This is a genomic window from Pseudomonas sp. FSO-7 (genome assembly GCF_059579345.1).
Genome location: NZ_CM184193.1, coordinates 2,299,260 through 2,316,991, shown reverse-complemented (window position 1 = coordinate 2,316,991; position 17,732 = coordinate 2,299,260). Strand labels below are relative to the sequence as shown.

19 protein-coding genes are annotated in these 17,732 nt (G+C 62.9%); 11 read left to right on the top strand and 8 right to left on the bottom strand.

Annotation, left to right across the window (positions count from 1 at the left end; translation table 11 throughout):
• Position 1 precedes the first annotated feature (1 nt).
• Positions 2-499, bottom strand: coding sequence for a DMT family transporter (locus AC515T_RS10205; protein WP_305471171.1), 498 nt, complete (start codon positions 497-499; stop codon positions 2-4).
• A gap of 111 nt (positions 500-610) precedes the next feature.
• Here AC515T_RS10205 and AC515T_RS10200 point away from each other — a divergent pair, with 111 nt between their 5' ends.
• Complete coding sequence (locus AC515T_RS10200; protein ID WP_496532359.1) at positions 611-1,543, top strand: LysR family transcriptional regulator; 933 nt, start codon at positions 611-613, stop codon at positions 1,541-1,543.
• 14 nt (positions 1,544-1,557) lie between these two features.
• On the opposite strand, the gene AC515T_RS10195 is transcribed toward AC515T_RS10200, so the two are convergent.
• The gene (locus AC515T_RS10195; protein WP_496533102.1) at positions 1,558-2,160 is read right to left on the bottom strand and encodes an NADPH-dependent F420 reductase; all 603 of its coding nucleotides are present in this window, start codon (positions 2,158-2,160) and stop codon (positions 1,558-1,560) included.
• A 142-nt stretch (positions 2,161-2,302) separates the two neighbouring features.
• Between AC515T_RS10195 and AC515T_RS10190 the strand changes: the two genes are divergently transcribed.
• Entirely contained in the window at positions 2,303-3,250 is a 948-nt protein-coding gene (locus AC515T_RS10190; protein WP_496532358.1) for a LysR family transcriptional regulator, read from the top strand.
• Positions 3,251-3,286: 36 nt separating this feature from the next.
• Positions 3,287-3,874: a DcrB/PsbP domain-containing protein gene (locus AC515T_RS10185; protein ID WP_496532357.1), complete on the top strand. Its 588-nt coding sequence runs from the start codon at positions 3,287-3,289 to the stop codon at positions 3,872-3,874.
• A gap of 167 nt (positions 3,875-4,041) precedes the next feature.
• On the opposite strand, the gene AC515T_RS10180 is transcribed toward AC515T_RS10185, so the two are convergent.
• The 4 genes from AC515T_RS10180 to AC515T_RS10165 form a co-directional block, all read right to left on the bottom strand.
• A complete protein-coding gene (locus AC515T_RS10180; protein WP_496532356.1) occupies positions 4,042-4,758 on the bottom strand; it encodes an alpha/beta hydrolase in 717 nt (238 codons plus the stop codon).
• Positions 4,759-4,823: 65 nt separating this feature from the next.
• The gene (locus tag AC515T_RS10175) at positions 4,824-5,936 is read right to left on the bottom strand and encodes a M14 family metallopeptidase (RefSeq protein WP_496532355.1); all 1,113 of its coding nucleotides are present in this window, start codon (positions 5,934-5,936) and stop codon (positions 4,824-4,826) included.
• A 103-nt stretch (positions 5,937-6,039) separates the two neighbouring features.
• Complete coding sequence (locus AC515T_RS10170; RefSeq protein WP_496532354.1) at positions 6,040-6,819, bottom strand: ABC transporter substrate-binding protein; 780 nt, start codon at positions 6,817-6,819, stop codon at positions 6,040-6,042.
• Positions 6,820-7,203: 384 nt separating this feature from the next.
• Positions 7,204-7,638 carry a rhodanese-like domain-containing protein gene (locus AC515T_RS10165; RefSeq protein ID WP_496532353.1) on the bottom strand — a complete coding sequence of 145 codons (435 nt, stop codon included), beginning with the start codon at positions 7,636-7,638 and terminating at the stop codon, positions 7,204-7,206.
• Positions 7,639-7,741: 103 nt separating this feature from the next.
• On the opposite strand from AC515T_RS10165, the gene ftrA reads away from it, so the two are divergent.
• Complete coding sequence (ftrA, locus tag AC515T_RS10160; protein ID WP_496532352.1) at positions 7,742-8,701, top strand: transcriptional regulator FtrA; 960 nt, start codon at positions 7,742-7,744, stop codon at positions 8,699-8,701.
• A gap of 169 nt (positions 8,702-8,870) precedes the next feature.
• Here ftrA and cobF read toward each other — a convergent pair whose 3' ends face one another.
• A complete protein-coding gene (cobF, locus tag AC515T_RS10155) occupies positions 8,871-9,629 on the bottom strand; it encodes a precorrin-6A synthase (deacetylating) (RefSeq protein ID WP_496532351.1) in 759 nt (252 codons plus the stop codon).
• On the bottom strand, positions 9,626-10,204 hold the full coding sequence (locus AC515T_RS10150; protein ID WP_496532350.1) for a histidine phosphatase family protein: 579 nt from the start codon (positions 10,202-10,204) through the stop codon (positions 9,626-9,628). The genes cobF and AC515T_RS10150 overlap by 4 nt, the downstream gene beginning before the upstream one ends.
• 301 nt (positions 10,205-10,505) lie before the next feature.
• On the opposite strand from AC515T_RS10150, the gene AC515T_RS10145 reads away from it, so the two are divergent.
• The 7 genes from AC515T_RS10145 to astA all read left to right on the top strand — a co-directional run bounded on the left by AC515T_RS10145 (position 10,506) and on the right by astA (position 17,731).
• The gene (locus tag AC515T_RS10145; RefSeq protein ID WP_496532349.1) at positions 10,506-11,360 is read left to right on the top strand and encodes a MurR/RpiR family transcriptional regulator; all 855 of its coding nucleotides are present in this window, start codon (positions 10,506-10,508) and stop codon (positions 11,358-11,360) included.
• Positions 11,361-11,362: 2 nt separating this feature from the next.
• Positions 11,363-12,007, top strand: a complete 645-nt coding sequence (locus AC515T_RS10140; RefSeq protein ID WP_496532348.1) for a cysteine hydrolase family protein — start codon at positions 11,363-11,365, stop codon at positions 12,005-12,007.
• Positions 12,004-13,356: a type I glutamate--ammonia ligase gene (locus AC515T_RS10135; RefSeq protein ID WP_496532347.1), complete on the top strand. Its 1,353-nt coding sequence runs from the start codon at positions 12,004-12,006 to the stop codon at positions 13,354-13,356. Before AC515T_RS10140 ends, AC515T_RS10135 begins: the two co-directional genes overlap by 4 nt.
• Complete coding sequence (locus AC515T_RS10130; RefSeq protein WP_496532346.1) at positions 13,340-14,092, top strand: N-formylglutamate amidohydrolase; 753 nt, start codon at positions 13,340-13,342, stop codon at positions 14,090-14,092. Before AC515T_RS10135 ends, AC515T_RS10130 begins: the two co-directional genes overlap by 17 nt.
• A 65-nt stretch (positions 14,093-14,157) precedes the next feature.
• Positions 14,158-15,507 carry an APC family permease gene (locus AC515T_RS10125; protein WP_496532345.1) on the top strand — a complete coding sequence of 450 codons (1,350 nt, stop codon included), beginning with the start codon at positions 14,158-14,160 and terminating at the stop codon, positions 15,505-15,507.
• Positions 15,508-15,618: 111 nt separating this feature from the next.
• Positions 15,619-16,635, top strand: a complete 1,017-nt coding sequence (locus AC515T_RS10120) for an arginine N-succinyltransferase (RefSeq protein ID WP_496532344.1) — start codon at positions 15,619-15,621, stop codon at positions 16,633-16,635.
• Positions 16,636-16,696: 61 nt separating this feature from the next.
• On the top strand, positions 16,697-17,731 hold the full coding sequence (astA, locus tag AC515T_RS10115) for an arginine N-succinyltransferase (protein ID WP_496532343.1): 1,035 nt from the start codon (positions 16,697-16,699) through the stop codon (positions 17,729-17,731).
• Position 17,732: the final 1 nt, after the last annotated feature.

The following is a 17,732-nucleotide window of genomic DNA, read 5'->3' as shown; positions in this document are numbered from 1 at the left end:
TTCAACCTCGAGCAATCAGGACAAGGGCCACGACTATCAGTGCCAACGCCAGCCAACGTTCGCCGTTGACCCGCTTGCGGCTCGCACCGAACCAGCCGAAATGGTCGATCAACACACTTTTGCCCACCTGGCCGGAAAGGATCGCGACCATGGTCATGGCGATGCCGATGTGGGGCGTGGCGAGTGTCAGCACCACTACATAGACGGGCCCCAGGAACCCGCCGATCAGTTGCCAGCGTGGCAGTTCATTCAAGGCCGGGCCTTGTTGCCGACCACTGAGCAGTAACAGCAGGAAGAGAATCGCCGAGCCGACGCCAAAGATGCTCAGGGTGGCCCACAAATGCCCGACCTGCACCCCGAGCGGCCCCAGCAGGCCGGCCTCTACGGACAAGCCCATACCGGCCAGGATCACCACGGGCAGCAATAGCCAGCGCAAGAACGACCGCGGTTGGGCGGCAGCCGTCACCGGAGCGGCCTCGTTCAATGAGGAAACCTGCATAGTCATGACCCACTTGGAAAAGGATGGCCGGCATTATCGGCTGGTGCGTCTGTGCGATAAATGGGAGTATCCAGACAACACTTTTGCGCAATACGCACAGGACAGCCACCCATGCACGGCCTCAATGAACTTGGCTTCAAGGCGCTTCGCCTGTTTGTCGCGGTGCTCGATCACGGCAGCTTCTCGGAAGTGGCCCGGCGCGAAGGCCTGGCCCCGTCATCGATCTCCCGACAGATCCAGCTGATGGAGCAGGCCCTGAACCAGCAGTTGCTTTATCGCCACACCCGCGCCGTCTCCCCCACTGAAGCCGGCCGCCTGCTGGGGCATCATGCGCGGCTGCTACTGGTGCAATTGGAGGAAGCCGAACAAGCCTTGCAGGAACAGCACAGCGAGCCCTCCGGGCTGGTGCGGATCAACGCCCCAGTGGTATTCGGCCAGCGCCACCTGACGCCGTGGCTGGGCCAGTTATGCGAACGCTACCCAAAGCTGCAATTGGAGATCCAGCAGACCGACAGTTACGTCGACCCACTGCAGGAAGGCGCCGACCTGCTGTTTCGGATCGGCCCGTTGCATGACTCAGGCATGCAGGCGCGGGTTGTCGCTCCCCATCGTTTCCAGATCGCGGCCAGCCCCGCTTACCTGGCTCGCCACGGCGCGCCGCTCAAACCCCAGGACCTGGCAGCCCACCAATGCCTGGCCTACAAAGGCGTGACCGGCCAGCAGCGCTGGTTCTTCCGCCGCCCGGGCCAGGCCTGGACACCCTACAGCGTCAAGGGCCCGATCACCGGCAACCACGCCGACACCTTGACCCAGGCCGCCGAACAAGGCCTGGGGTTGGTGATGTTTCCGTCCTGGCTGATCGGCGAAGCGTTGCGCAACGGTACGCTGGTCCCGGTACTGGAGGATTACCAGGCCTCCAACAGCCTCGAACCCCAACAGATCGCCATCCTCTGGCCGGGCAGCCGACGCCTGTCGGTGAAGGTCCGCACCGTCATCGATTTCTTCCTGGAATGTTTCGGCGAAGTGCCCTACTGGGATCGCTGACCGCGGCGTGAAGCTCAGTCGAACTTGACCAGGTTCAGCACCGGCAGAGGACCACCCGGGAACTGGGTCAAGCGCGCGCCCACACTCAGGGGACCCAGGTCCACGGCGAAGAAGCCCAAGCGCTCGATCAACTGCGCGACTTCATCGCGTGCCTGCCCATCGTCACCGGTCAGAAACAGCACCCGTTGGCCGCCTTCAGATGCCGGATCGGCCTCCAGCAGGCGTGCCAGCAAGTGATTGAAAGCCTTGACCACCCGCGCCCCCGGTACCCATTCACTGAACACCTCGGTGGAAGCCCGGCCCTGCAAATCAACCGCCTCGAACTCCGGGACTTTGATTGCATTGTTGGCATCGATCACGATGCGCCCGGCAAAGTCCGGCAAACTACTCAGCGCTTCGGGCAGCCTCGACCAGTTAACGGCCACCAACACCATCGGCTGGGCAGCGGCTTGCTGCACAGTGCCGGCACGCACGGTGGGACCCAGATCGGCGACCAGCCCGGCCAGGCTATCCGGGCCACGGCTGTTGGCGATCACCACGTTGATGTTCTGGCGCGCCAGGGCGCGGGCGAAAGCACTGCCGATGGCGCCAGCGCCGATGATGCCGATGGTTTCGATACTCATGTCGTCTGTCCTCAAAGGTTGGGATAAACCCGGCGATGGTGTCCGCCGTTGAGGTGCATATTGCCCTTGTCATTTCCTCCTGATTAGTCAGTAATAGATTGAATCATTTTCAAGCATTACTATCAGGTAGAACGCTGTGGAAACCCTCGCCAACCTTGAATGCTTCGCCCGCAGCGCCGAGACAGGCAGTTTTTCCGCTGCCGCCAGGCTGCTGGGCCTGACGCCTGCCGCAGTCAGCCGCAACGTAGCGATGCTCGAGCGAAACCTGGGCGTGCGCCTGTTCCAGCGTTCAACCCGAAAATTGTCCCTGACCGAAAACGGCGAGCACTTTCTGGCCAGCATCGGCGCTCATCTCGAGGCCTTGCAGACGGCCATCGGCACCGTCACCACGGAGCGTGGCGAACCGGCTGGGGTATTGCGAGTGAGCCTGTCACCCAGTTTCGGCATCGGGTATGTGTTGCCGCTGATGCCACAACTCCTGGCTCGCTATCCGATGATCCGGCCGCAATGGCATTTCGAAAACCGCCGGGTAGACCTGATCGCCGAAGGCTTCGACGCCGCGATTGGCGGTGGCTTCGAACTGACACCCGGCGTGGTCTCGCGAACCTTGGCGCCGGCCCATCTGATCGCAGTGGCGAGTCCTGCCTACCTGGCCACACGCCCCCGGCCCGAGCATCCAGAAGACCTGGCCCGCTTCGATAACATCGTGTTGCGCTCGAGCCTGACCGGTCGCGTGCGCCAGGCCGTGATGCGCAACGCCGCCGGGCTTGAATCGGCACTGCGGCTACCTGAATCCATCGTCCTCAACGACCCCGTCGCCATGCGCGAAACCACCCTGCTGGGCCTGGGCATTTCGCTGTTAACTGTGCCGGATGTGCTGCCCTGGCTGGAACGGGGCGAATTGGTGCGGTTACTGCCGGACTGGTACATGGACCTTGGCGCAATCTCCTTGTATTACCCCAGCCGCACATTGATGCCGGCCAAGACCCGCGCCTTTACTGACTTCATCACCGAGCATTTCGAACGCGAGGGTCTGGCCAGGCGTTTCTGCGCGCTGGAATCCAGTGCAGCGCCCATGGGATGATCAGCCTCCGAGCACGACCCTCCGTGGAGCGTTTCAATGTCATTGCTGAGTAAACAAGCCACCGCCCTGTTGCTGGGGGCCATCGCCAGCCTGGTCGTGGCAACCGCCCATGCGGCCCCGGCCAAAACCACTGGCGATGCACCGGCGCAGAAGATTTCGTTGCTGGGTGGCAAGCTCAATTTCACCCTGCCCAAGGGTTTCACGGCGACGCCACTGCCTGCCGGTGAACTGACCCAGGGTACGGCCGGAGCAACGGGCATAATGTATAGCAATGCCACCCGTAAAACCGTGGTGATCACCGCTGAAAACACCATCGTCAACGGCGCGAATGTGAAGGACAACGACAATGCCTTTCTCGACATCACCTTCGCCGACTTCGCCGTTCAGAAAACCAAAGCCCTGCCGGACGCCAAGATCCTCGGCGAAAAAAGCCTGACCCAGAAAGGCACAGGGCTGGGTCTGCGCCAGCTCGACACCAGCGCCACCCAGGGCGGCGGGCCAACCCTGGACACGACGTTGATAGGTGCCTCCGGCACGCGCATGGCGGTGGTGCAGATCATCTCCCGGGCCAGCGACAAGACCAGTCATGAAGCGTTGGTGAAACAGATCGCCAGCGGTCAGTGACGGGCACCGCATAGCCCTCAATCGCGAGCAAGCTCGCTCCCACATTGGCTATCCGACACCCTGTGGGAGCGAGCTTACTCGCGATGGCGTCGGCACATCCAACGCTGATGCAAGCTGACCCACCGCTATCGCGAGCAAGCTCGCTCCTACAGGGATTCTTACAAGGGTCAGGGATTGAGCCGCTCCAGCCAGGCCCGCAGGTCCTGCACTTCCTGCGCACTGATGCTGTGGCCCAGGCCCAGGTAGGCATGGAATTCCGGTTCCAGTGCCAGGGTCTTCAGGAAGGTGTTGGCCTCGGTGCCATCGTGGTAGGGAATGATCGGGTCTGCCGTGCCATGGCCGATGAACACCGCCAGTGTCCGTCGCGACTCATCGGGGGTCAGTTCCGCCCGCAGCACCGATAGAACTCGCCCGCCCATCGCGGCAATGCCACCGACGGCTTCGGGGTGTCGCAAGGCCACTTCGTAGCTCATCATCGCCCCCTGGCTGAAACCCACCAGGTAGACCTTGCTCGCGTCGGTCGAATATTTGGCCCGGGCCTTGTCGATGAAATCCAGCAGCATCTGGCCGCTGGCCTTCAGGTCCGAGGTGTCACCGTCATAGGCGCCCTCGCCCTTTTTGGCGAACCACTGGTAACGGTCCTGCTCCATGCTCTTGGGCGCCCGCACCGAGAGGTAGTTGTAATCCTGCGGCAACTCCTCCTTGAGTGCGAACAGGTCCTGCTCGTTGCTGCCGGAACCGTGCAGGAAGATCACCAGCGGTCGGCTCCGGGCCTGCTCATCGACTTGGGCCAGGTAGTTGAGCGGCAAGTCCGTGTGCAGCGAGGGCTGAGCCTGCAACCCGGACGAAACCAGTAACAGGACCAGGGCGAGCGCTTTGAACATCGATCTTCCTCCATCGTTTCGATAGCCGCACGGCAAGGCGCGTGCGGTGAGGTAGACAGCAGTTATCAGTCGTTGATCAATTTCCCCGTACGAATCGGTTCACGCCCGGCGACTTTTGCCTGCCAGATCCCCGGCTGCGTGTAGCGCCCGCGGTCCAGGGCAAACAGCACACCGCTGGTGCCGGCCCGCACGGTGGTGACCCGATCACTCAACGGATCGACCACTTCGAACAGCGGATCGCCCCGCTCCACCCATTCGCCAGCCTCCCGCAGGAAACTCACCACGCCATGGTGCGGCGCGAACAGATATTGGGTGCCTTCGAACGGAAAGCCTTCACAGCATTGCGCCGGCGCGGGCGGCCACTCCCCGGTGATGAAACCTTGCTCGGCCAGGAACCCGAGGATGGCTTCACAATTGGCCTGGGCCTGCTCCACCCGGGTATCGCCCATGCTACCCAACTCCAGCGTCGTCGCCAGGTTCGCCGGTGGGATCGCTGCCGCGGGAAAGGTCTTGGCCAGACGCAACCAGGGCGAGGAGCAGGACTCATCGAACGAACTGCCGCCCGAATCCTCGCACAGCAACGCCACACCGGCTTTCAAGCGTGCGGCCAAGGAGCGCCATTGCGGCCACTGCTGCGGCAAGGCGTACAAGTGGATCGCCGCCTCGAAATCACAATGCAGGTCCAGGGTGATGTCGGCGTCGCAGGCATGGCGCAGCAGCAGGCGATGCAGCGCTTCGAGTTGCGAAGGCGGTGCTGGCAAGTCATCGAGTACCTCGGCCATGGTCTGGCGGATCAGGGTGATATTGGCGGCCGGGTCGTCACCCAGGCGGTCACCGATGCGTTGCGCCACCCGCGCGCTGAGTTCCACGAAAGAACGGTTGAAATTCTTGCCGCTGCCCAGTTCGAAACGCCCCATGTGGGCGCTTTGCAGATGTTGATCCAGACCAATGGGGTTGGCCACCGGCACCAGTTCGATCACCCCCTTGAGCAAGCCCCGGGCCTCAAGATCGTTGAGCCGCTGCTTGAGTTCCCAGGCGGTGCGCATGCCCGGCAGCTCATCGGCGTGCAGGCTGGCCTGGATGTAAGCCTTGCGCGGCCCATGGCCGTAACGAAACACACTGAGCCGGCGCTCGGTGCCCAGGTGGCTCCATGGCAAGGTATGGTCGATGCGTTGCATGAGGGACTCCGAATGGCGGCATTACGATAGGCGCAGGGTAAACAATCGCCCATGAAAAAGGTGGCCGGCCGGGTCAGTGGCGGGCCACCTTGGGGTTCAGCGATTAATGGCCGTAGACGTCAAAGGCGAAGTATTTGTCCTGCACCTTCTTGTACGTGCCGTTGGCGCGGATTTCGGTGATGGCCGCGTTGAATTGATCGGCCAGGGCCTTATCCCCCTTGCGCACCGCAATGCCAGCACCGCCGCCAAAGTACTTCGCGTCTTCATAGGTCGGGCCGACGAAGGCAAAGCCTTTGCCGGCGTCGGTTTTCAGGAAACCTTCGTCGAGGTTGACCGAGTCGGCCAGCATGGCGTCGAGACGGCCGGCGACCATGTCCAGGTTGGCTTCCTGCTGGGAGCCGTAGCGCACCAGGTCGATACCGGCAGGCACCAGCACTTCGGTGGCGAAACGGTCATGGGTACTGGCGCGCAGCACACCGACTTTCTTGCCCTTGAGCTCTGCCAATGGATCCTTGACGTTGGAGCCTTCCTTCATCACGAAGCGCGCCGGGGTGTGGTAGTACTTGATGGTGAAATCGACGTTTTTCTTGCGGTCGTCGGTGATGGTCATGGACGAGAGGATCGCATCGATTTTCTTCACTTTCAGCGCAGGGATCAGGCCATCGAACTCCTGCTCGACCCAGACGCACTTGACCTTCATCTGTTCACACAGTGCATCGCCGATATCGACATCGAAGCCGGCCAGCTTGCCGTCGGGGGTTTTCATCGAAAAAGGCGGGTAACCGGCTTCGATCCCGAGGCGGATCGGCTTGGCGTCTTCGGCCACGGCCGACAGGGACAACACGGACAGTGCCAGGGCACCGAACATGGCTAGCTTCTTCATTTTCGCTCCTGAGTGTGCAGGTATTTTATTGGATCGTTATGGGCAGATTCGTCGGCAGCGTTCGGTCAGCAGAAACCGAAGTGGCCGGGAGTCTAGAGGGGCACTCAGGAGGGGAATTATGTTGAGGCGACAAATAGTTATAAAAACAGCCAGGTGCGTCCGGCGGTCGCGGAATTTGCGAAAAACCTGACAGGTGAACGTTCTGTGGCAGGTGAGCACCGCTGTGGCAGGCAAACACTGTTGTGGCGAGGGAGCTTGCTCCCGCTGGGGCGCGCGGTGGCCCCCATCAGGGTATCGGACGGACGCCAAGGGGCTGCTGCGCAGCCCAGCGGGAGCAAGCTCCCTCGCCACAAAAGCCTGTTTGCATCTGCTTGCGACGAAGGATCAACAATCGCAGCGGATCGCCTCGTCCGCCACACGCTCCACCGAGCCGGTCAGGCGAAAGCCTTCATCGAGCCAGCCCATGATGCCGCCGATCATTTCCTTGACCGGGTAACCCAAGGTTGCCAGACGCACCGCCGCCTTGTTCGCGCCATTGCAATGGGGGCCGGCGCAATACACCACGAACAGGGTGGTCTTGGCATAGGCGGCCAGCGCCTGGGCGGTGAGCGTGCGGGTCGGCAGGTTGATCGCCCCGGGTACGTGACCGCGTTCATAGGCCAGCGGTCCGCGTACGTCCACCAACACAAAATCGACACTGCCGGCCTGTTGGCTGGCGTGAACGTCGGAACAATCCGTTTCGAATGACAGACGACGGCTGAAATGCTGCAGGGCGATATCGGCAGGGGCAGCAGGCACTTCGCGAACCAGGCTGGTCATGGGGATGTACTCCAGGGGTAGAGAAAGGCGTGAAGAGACTTTATCCCCCCGATGCTTGCCGCTACAGTGGCGTACAAGACACTCTGTGGGAATTTTCCGACAAATGCAGCCTATCCCGGGTCTGGTCGCGATCCTCGCCTACGACGGCCTGTGCACCTTTGAATTCGGCGTTGCCGTGGAGATCTTCGGACTGGAGCGGCCAGAATTCGATTTCCCTTGGTACGAGCATCGGATCGTCGCGGTCGATGACGGCCCGATGCGCGCCATGGGCGGCTTCCAGGTCTTGGCCGACGGCGGCATGGAACTGCTCGACACCGCCCGGACCATTGTGGTGCCAGGCTGGCGCAGCCGCAGCGAGCCACCGTCCGAGGCGTTGCTCGACGCGCTACGCCGGGCCCACGCCCGTGGGGCGCGCCTGCTGTCGATCTGCTCCGGGGCCTTCGTACTGGCCGCCGCCGGGCTGCTCGATGGCCTGGGCGCCACGACTCACTGGCGCTACACCGACGAACTGGCCGAGAGCTTCCCCGCCGTCCGGGTCGACCCGGACGTGCTGTACGTGGACTCAGGACAGGTCATCACCTCGGCGGGCAGCGCCGCCGGTATCGATGCCTGCCTGCATCTGGTGGCACGTGATTATGGCGTCCAGGTCGCCAACACCGTGGCGCGCCGGTTGGTGATGTCACCGCAACGTACGGGCGGCCAGGCGCAGTTCATTCCCTCACCGGTCAGCCGTACGCCACGCGGCGACCTGTCGAGCGTCATGCAATGGGCCCGCGAGCGTCTGCACGAACCCCTCGGCGTGCGCGAACTGGCCAGCCAGGCGGCCATGAGCGAACGCACCTTCCTGCGCCACTTCACCCAGGCCTGCGGCGTGTCGCCCAAGGCCTGGCTGCAACACGAACGCCTGGCCCGGGCCCGCGAGCTGCTGGAAAGCACCGGGGACAATACCGACAACATCGCGCAACTGTGTGGCTACCGCTCGGTGGAGAGCTTTCGCGTGGCGTTTCGCAGCGTGGTGGGGCTGGCGCCGTCGGTGTATCGGGAGCGGTTCGGGCGGGGGTGAAATCAGACTTCGGGCAATAGGACTGCCGAACGCTGTTGTGGCGAGGAAGTATATGTGGGAGCAAAGCTTGCTCGCGATATGAGCGCCTCGATTTCTGGAAGACCGCATCGCCTGTATCGCGGGCAAGCCTTGCTCCCACATACCTCTCGCCACAGGTTGAGGTGCGGCATCATTGAGACTTACGCAACAAGTACGTATCCATGATCCACCCATTGGCCTTTCGCGCGGCCTTGCGGGTGCGTTCGATGTCATCGGCCACATCCCCCAGCCGGCCGGCGATCAGGATTTCATCCGGCGTCCCCACATAGGCACCCCAGTAAATCTGCGTATCGGGATCGCCCACCTGGTGATAGGCGTCCTCGGCATCGAGCATCACCACCACGCTCGCCGCATCGCCCACCTGCCCCGCCGCCAAGCGCCGTCCGGTGGTGATTTCCAGCGAACCGCCAATGCTGTTCAACGGCACTTTGTGCCGGGCGGCCAGGGCCTGGACACTGGTGATGCCGGGGATCACCTCGAATTCGAAGGCGCAGCGGCCCCCGTCGAGCATCGCCTGCAGGATGCGCACGGTACTGTCGTACAACGCCGGATCGCCCCACACCAGAAAACCGCCCCGCTGCCCGTCGGACAGTTCTTCATTGATCAAGCGTTCAAAGGTGGCCTGTTTCGCTCGGTTCAGCGCTTCGACACTGTCCCTGTAGTCCAGGTCGCCGCGTTGGCGTTCCGGGCTGTAGGCCTCGACGAAACGGTAGGTGCGATCAACGATGTAGCGTCGACAGATTTCCCGCCGTAGGTCCAACAATTTGTCCTTGGCCGGGCCCTTGTCCATGAGGAAGACCACGTCCAAGCGGTTCAAGGCTTTCACGGCCTGCATCGTCAGGTGATCCGGATCCCCGGCCCCAATGCCAATGACTGACAACGTCTTCATCGCGACGACGCCTGGCCAGGTTCCTGGGCACGCAATCGCCACAGGCCATTGAAACGCAACTCCAGGGTGGACAACGGTTCAATGTCGATCCGATTGAATGTGGCGGCCGGGCAGCCCAAGACATTCATCAAGGCGGCGCGGATCACGAAGGGGTGGGTAACGGCCAGCAGATGCCCCGGTCGGGTTTCCAGGCGGGTCAGCCAGTCTCCGACACGGCGACACAACTGGGCGACGGACTCACCACCGTGGGGGGCCGCCTCGGCATCGTCGAGCCAGGTTTGCAGGGCGTGGGGTTCCACCTTGAGCAATTCATCGATGGACAAGCCGCGCCAGCGACCCAGATCGCAATCGGCCAGGGCCGGCTCCACCTGGGGCTCGTCGCCAAACAGCGCGGCGGTCTGACGAGTGCGCAGTTCCGGCCCGCACAGCAGTTGCCGGACGTTTCGATAGCCATGCTCGACCTGCCCACGTCGCCCCAGCCAGTCGGCGTCCAGCGCTTCGTCCACGCTGAAGCGCGCCTGCTTCTGGGCAACGGTGCGGGCGTGGCAGATCAACGTCAGGCGAGTGGTTTGCACACTGGATTCTCGGGTAATCGAACGGATCGCATGGGCGGGATACTCACGGGTTTAGTTGTACAGCACCTTATACGAAATCAAATAAGTGAGACAAAAAGGCGTTATGTCTGACATATCCAAGATGCAACGACTGACATACTCATTCCACTTGGCCGAGACCAACTCCTACAGGGCTTTCGCACAATTTTTGTGGATTTTAAACGGAACGTAAAAACCACTGGACATGTAGCTCCAGCTACATAAATACTGTTTTCAGGAGTTATGAAAGAAATTCAACATCACATCCAGGCAAGGAGCACGGATGCCGCCCCTCAGAGACCTGATCACCGATCCCGGCCTGGTGCTGACGCCGTCGGAACGCAAGGTCGTACGTGCCCTGCTCGATCACTACCCACGCAACGGCCTCGGGCCCATGTCACGCCTGGCGGACCATGCTGGTGTCAGCGACCCGACCATCGTGCGGCTGGTGAAAAAACTCGGGTTTGGCGGTTATGCCGAATTCCAGGATGCGCTGCTCAGTGACATGGATCATCGCCTGCGCTCCCCCCGCACCCTGTTGCAACCGCGGGCCAAGTTGCAGCAAGGCGATACCTGGAGCCAGTACCTGGCCGCCAGCCAACGCAACCTCATCGACACCCAGGCCCTGACCCAACCCGAAGACGTGCGCATTCTCGTGCAGTGGTTGCTCGACAGCCGCCACCAGGTGCATTGTTTCGGCGGGCGCTTCAGCAGCTTCCTGGCCCACTACCTGCTCAACCATTTGCGATTGCTGCGCGCCGGCTGTTTTGCCCTGGAAGACAACGCCCAACTGCCTGACCGGCTGTTCGACGTGCAGCGCCAGGACGTGGTGCTGATTTTCGATTACCGTCGCTACCAGGCCCAGGCCCTGCGCGTGGCCAGCGCGGCCAAGGCGCGGCACGCCCGGGTCGTCCTGTTCAGCGACGTCTATGCTTCGCCGTTGCGTGAGCTGGCCGACCTGATCATCAGCGCCCCGGTGGAATCGGTCTCGGCCTTTGACAGCCTGGTGCCGGCGCTGGCCCAGGTCGAGGCCCTGATCGCCTGCCTGACCCTGCAATGCCCCGAGCTGGCCGAACGCCTGGAAGGCATCGACACCCTGCGCACGGAATTCAACACGCACCTGTTGGAGGAAAAATAAGGATGTTCTCGCTCCCCCACCGCTCGCCCCGGGATTTGCCGTTCACCCGCCAGCACACGGCCTTGCTGTTGGTCGACATGCAACGCGCCTGGCTGGAACCGCAATTCGATGCCCACCTGCACAGCCCCGAGGCCGAGTATTTCCTCCAACGGGTCCGCCAGCAGGTCATTCCCAACCAGCAGCGCTTGCTCGACGCGATGCGAGCGGCGCAGCACAACGTGCTGCACACCCACATCGAAAGCCTCACCGCCGATGGCCGCGACCGCTCCCTGGACCACAAGCTGTCGGACATGCACCTGCCCAAGGGCAGCCCCGAGGCGCAGATCATTGCCGAACTGACGCCCCAGGAAAACGAAATCGTGCTGCCCAAGACCTCCTCCGGGGTGTTCAATGCCACCAACATCGATTACGTGCTGCGCAACCTGCAGACCCGGCACTTGATCGTCGCCGGGATCGTCACCGACCAGTGCGTCGACATGGCCGTGCGCGACGCCGCCGACCGCGGTTACCTGGTCACGCTGGTGGAAGACGCCTGTGCCACCTACACCGAACAACGGCACCTGGCGTGCCTGAATGCGATCAAGGGCTATTGCTGGATCACCGATACCGACACCGTACTGGCTCGTTTGCAGGAGATGCAGCCATGAGCCGCCTCGATGCCGCCGCCCTCCTCGCGCCGCTGCCGGTCACGACCCTGGTGACCACCGACCTGATCGGCGTGACCCGCGGACGCTCGTTTCCCAGCGATGAGTTGCCCCACTACGTCACCGCCGGTTGTGGCTGGGTGCCGGCCAACAGCGCGTTGACGCCCCAGGACATCATTGCGTCGACCAACCCCTGGGGCGCCTACGGTGACTTGCGCCTCGTGCCGGACCTGTCCAGCCGGGTAACCGTCAACAATGGGCCCGACACCCAAGCGCCGGCCCTGGACTTCATTCATTGCGACATTCGGGAAACCGACGGCCGTCCCTGGAGCACCTGCCCGCGCACGCTGCTGCAGGACGAAGTGGAGCGTTATCGCACTGAACTGGGCCTGCAGGTTTTCGCCGCGTTCGAGCACGAATTCAATTTGGTTGCCACGCCTGCGCAGCCCGATCGCCTGGCCTTCAGCCTCCAGGCCCAGCGCCAGCAGGCCGGGTTCGCCGGGTGGTTGCTCAGTGCCCTGCGGGCCGGCGGCGTCGAGCCGGAAATGTTCCTGCCCGAATACGGCAAGCAGCAATACGAAATCACCTGCCGCCCGACCCTGGGCGTGGCCGCTGCCGATCGGGCCGTGAACGTACGGGAAATCACCCGCGAGATCGCCCGGCAGATGGACCTGGACGTGAGTTTCGCCCCCAAGACCGCGGAAAATGCCGTGTGCAACGGAGTGCATCTGCACCTGAGCCTGCAAGACCTGAGCGCGGACCCGGTGCTGCATGACGCCGCCAGCAGCAACGGCTTGTCCAGCCTCGGCCAGCATTGGGCCGCGGGTGTGCTGCATTATCTGCCAGCGCTATGTGCGCTGACCGCGCCGACGCCATTGTCCTACGAGCGTCTGCAACCTCATCATTGGAGCGCCTCCTATGCGTGCCTGGGACAGCGCAACCGCGAAGCGGCGCTGCGCATCTGCCCGACCGTGAGCCTGGGTGGCAAGCCGCTGGCGAACCAGTACAACCTGGAGTTCCGTGCCATGGACGCCACCGCCTCGCCGCACCTGGCGATGGCGGCGCTGTTGATTGCCGGGCGGCTGGGCATCCAGCAACGGCTGCCATTGCAGGCTGTCACCGATGAAATACCCGATGAGCTGGATGAAACACAACGTCGCGCCCGTGGCATTATCGCCCTGCCGACAACCCTGGCCCAGGCACTGGACTGCCTGCGCCACAGCGGGGCACTGCTCGAGACCCTGCCCGACCCACTGGTCGAAACCTATTTCGCCTTGAAGGCCCAGGAGCTGGCCTTGACCCAGGCACTCTCACCTGCCGAGCGTTGCGAGCACTATGCACGAATCTATTGAATGTGCTGAATCGGGCCTCTACACCAGGCCAGCCTATCGATTGACCCGGGAGGAATCCGACCATCCGGTGCTGCTGGTGTGCGAACACGCCAGCCGTTTCATTCCCGTGGCGCTGAACGACCTGGGCCTGGACGAAACCGCGTCCCAGGAACACATCGCCTGGGACATCGGCGCCCTGCTCCTGGCCGAACGCCTGTCCGAAACCCTTGGCGCGACTTTGCTGTCGGCCAATTACTCACGGTTGTTGATCGACCTCAACCGCCCGCTGCACGTGCCCGACAGCATTCCGGCCCAGAGCGAGATCTACCAGGTCCCGGGCAACCACGACCTGGACGAGGCCACGCGCGAATATCGCCAGCAGTGCCTGTTCCATCCCTTCCATGATCGGTTGCGGGCGTTGATCGATCGACGCCTGGCCGCCAACCGGCCGGTACGCGTGGTGGGCATCCACAGCTTCACTCCGGTGTTCTATGGCCAGCCACGCGCCCTGGAAGCCGGCGTGCTGTTCGGCGAAGCCAAGGAATACGCCCAGCACATCGTCGACGGACTGAGCCGGCATTCGCTGCGCGCAGCGGGTAACCAGCCCTACAAGATCAACCCCCTGACCGACATGACGGTCCCGGTGCACGGCGATGACCGCGGCCTGGATTCAGTGCTGATCGAAGTGCGCAACGACCAGTTGCGCAGCCCCGAGGGGGTACGGACCTGGAGCGCCTACCTGGCCCCCCTGCTGTAGCGGCAAGTATCCAGCGACAGACAGCAAGCAAGCGCAACCCACACAGCTGAAAAGGAAAACGGCTCATGAGCATCGAGGCATTTGGCTACAAACAGGAATTGAAACGCGGCCTGTCGCTGACAGACCTGGTGGTATACGGGATGATTTTCATGATCCCCATCGCACCGTTCGGCGTGTATGGCTACGTCAACGCCGAAGCACCGGGGATGGTGCCGCTGGCCTACATCATCGGCATGCTGGCGATGCTGTTTACCGCGTTGAGCTACGGCAGCATGGCCCGGGCCTTTCCGGTGGCAGGCTCGGTTTATTCCTACGCGCAGCGGGGCCTTAACCCACACGTCGGGTTCATCGCCGGCTGGTTGATGTTGCTGGACTACCTGCTGATCCCACCGCTGCTCTATATCTATGCCGCCATGGCGCTGAACCATTTGTACCCGGACATCCCCAAGGTCGGTTTCATCCTGGCCTTCCTGGTGAGCGCGACTTTCGTCAACCTGCGGGGCATCACCTTCACCGCGCGGATGAACATCATCTTCCTGCTGGCACAGCTGCTGGTGCTGGGGATTTTCCTGTTCTACGCCTGGAACGCCCTGCACGGCGGAGCCGGTAACGGCCAACTGACCCTGGCGCCGCTGTACAGCCCGGAGCACTTCAACTTCGCCCTGCTGATGCAAGCCGTGTCCATCGCGGTACTGTCGTTCCTGGGCTTCGACGCCATTTCCACCCTGGCCGAAGAAATCAAGGGCGACCCGGGCCGCAGCGTCGGCAAAGCAGCTTTGGTGACCTTGTTGGTGATGGGGGCGATTTTCGTGGTGCAGACCTGGATCGCCACCGACCTGGCGGCCGGCATGGGCTTCAAGTCCGCCGACACCGCGTTCTATGAAATCGCCGAACTGGCGGCCGGCAGTTGGCTGGCCACCTTGACCGCGGTGGCCACGGCCCTGGCCTGGGGCGTAGCGGTGGCGATCACCTCTCAGGCGGCAGTGTCGCGCCTGTTGTTCGGCATGGCCCGGGACGGCCAATTGCCCAAGGTGCTGGCCAAGGTCCATCCGACACACAACACCCCCTACATGAGCATCTACCTGGTGGCGGTGTTGTCGTTGCTGATCTGCTACCTGTTCATCAACGCCGTGGACACCCTGACGTCCCTGGTCAACTTCGGCGCCCTGAGCGGCTTCATGTTGTTGCACATCACGGTCATCAACCATTACTGGCGCCGCCAGCGGTCCGGCCAATTGATTCGCCACGTGATCTGCCCGCTGATCGGCTTCGTGATTGTCGCGGCCATCCTGTACAACATGGGCGTGGCTGCGCAGAAACTCGGCTTGATCTGGATTGCCGCAGGCGTGGTCTACCTGTGCCTGCTCAACAAATTCGGCAGTCGTACCGCCCTGCCCGATCCGGCGGGCCAATGAGAAGCGGTGGTCGAAGGGTTCGGCCAGCCGTGATGACAACGCGTGGACATCGACAGTGATCGTCAAGCCCGGTGCCGCTCACCGGGCCCTCTGGGAACAGGAGTGCAATCCATGCTGGCCTTACGTCCAGTTCAATTAGCCGATCTGCCGCAACTGCAACAACTGGCCCGTGACAGCCTGGTGGGCGTCACGTCGCTGCCGGACGATACCCGGCGCCTGGAGGAAAAAATCCTCGACTCGTGTGCCTCGTTCGCCGCCGATGCGCAAGGACCAGGGGCAGAGAATTATTTTTTCGTCTTGCAGGACCTGGCATCCGGGCGCCTGGTCGGCTGTTCGGAAATCCTCTCCAGCACCGGTTGCACCGAACCGTTCTACAGCCTGCGCAACCGACCGTTTTCCAGCGAGTCCCGGGAGCTGAACATCCAGCATGGCGTGCCCGCGCTGTCGCTGTGTCAGGACCTCAACGGGCAAACGCTGCTGCGTGGCTTTCACATCGACGCCGAACGGGTGCGCACACCGGAATCAGAGCTGCTGTCCCGGGCCCGGCTGTTGTTCATCGCCGCCCACCCCCAGCGCTTTGCCGAATCGGTCATCACCGAAATCGTCGGTTTCAGCAGCGAAGACGGCCAGTCGCCTTTCTGGGACGCCATCGGCCAGCACTTCTTCGACCTGCCTTATGCCGAAGCCGAACGGTTGTGTGGCTTGCAGAGCCGGACCTTTCTCGCCGAGCTGATGCCGCAGTACCCGATCTACGTGCCCATGCTGCCGCCCGCGGCCCAGGCCTGCATCGGCCGAGTGCATCCCGACGGCCAGGAAGCCTTCGACATTCTTGAGCGCGAGGGTTTCGAGACCAACAGTTATGTCGATATCTTCGACGGCGGACCGACCTTGCACGCCCGTATCGCCAACATCCGTTCCATCACGCAAAGTCGCACCACTACGGCCAGGCAGAGCACGCAGCTTGACGCACGGGGCCTGTACCTGGTGAGCAACGAGCGCCTGGGAAGCTACCGGGCCATCGTCGCCGAGCTGGACGTCGACGCCGACGGCCCGGTGGCCCTGTCACCCGCCATGCTGGCCGCCCTGGAGATCCAGGATGGCGCGCGGATCCGGGTGATTGCCCTATGAACCTCACTCGATCCCATGGCCTGCACCGACGTTCGGACCGACACGATGAAGGAGCCGCATCATGATTGTCCGTCCGGTGGCCATCACCGATCTGCCTGCCTTGCTGGACCTGGCCCGTTGCGCGGGCCCCGGGTTCACCAGCCTGCCGGCCAACGAAGAGCGCCTGGCCCACCGCGTTCGCTGGGCCCAGCGGACCTTCGCCGGCCAAGTGGAACGGGCCGATGCCGACTACCTGTTCGTGCTCGAAGACGATGACCGCCAGGTCGTGGGCATCAGCGCCCTGACCGGGGCGGTGGGGCTGCGTGAGCCCTGGTACAACTATCGGGTCGGGTTCACGGTCAGCTCGGCGCCAGAGCTGGGGATCCAGCGGCAGATCCCGACGCTGTTTCTCAACAACGAGATGTCCGGGCAATCGGAAATCTGCTCGTTGTTCCTGCATCCCGAGCAACGCCACGGCCACAACGGACGCCTGTTGTCCCTGGCTCGCCTGCTGTTCGTGGCCGAGTTTTCCCAGCTGTTCGGCGAAAAGCTCATTGCCGAACTGCGGGGCCATGCCGACGAACAAGGCTGTTCGCCGTTCTGGGACAGCCTGGGACGGCATTTTTTCCAGAGGGATTTCAGCTACGCCGACCAGTTGTCCGGAATGGGCAACAAGTCGTTCATCGCCGAGTTGATGCCACGCCAGCCGCTGTACACCTGCCTGCTCACCGAACAGGCCCAGGCGGTGATCGGCAAGGCCCACCCGAACACCGAACCCGCCCTGAAGATCCTCAGTGCCGAAGGTTTCAGCCACAGGGGCTACATCGACATTTTCGACGGCGGCCCGGTGGTCGAGGCGCCGGTGTCGAAGATTCGCAGCATACGCGACAGCCAGGCGCTGCCCCTGGTCATTGGTACCCCGGACGAACAGGCACCGGTCTGGCTGATTCACAACCGGCGCCTGGAAAATTGCCGCGTCACCAGCGCCCGCGCGCACCTGCATGGCCACAGCCTGCTGGTCGATCGCCTCACCGCCAAACGCCTGCAAGTACAGCCGGGGGACACGGTGCGCGCCGTGCCATTGGCCAGGCAGGGGCAACAGGCGGTGGCGGCCTAGT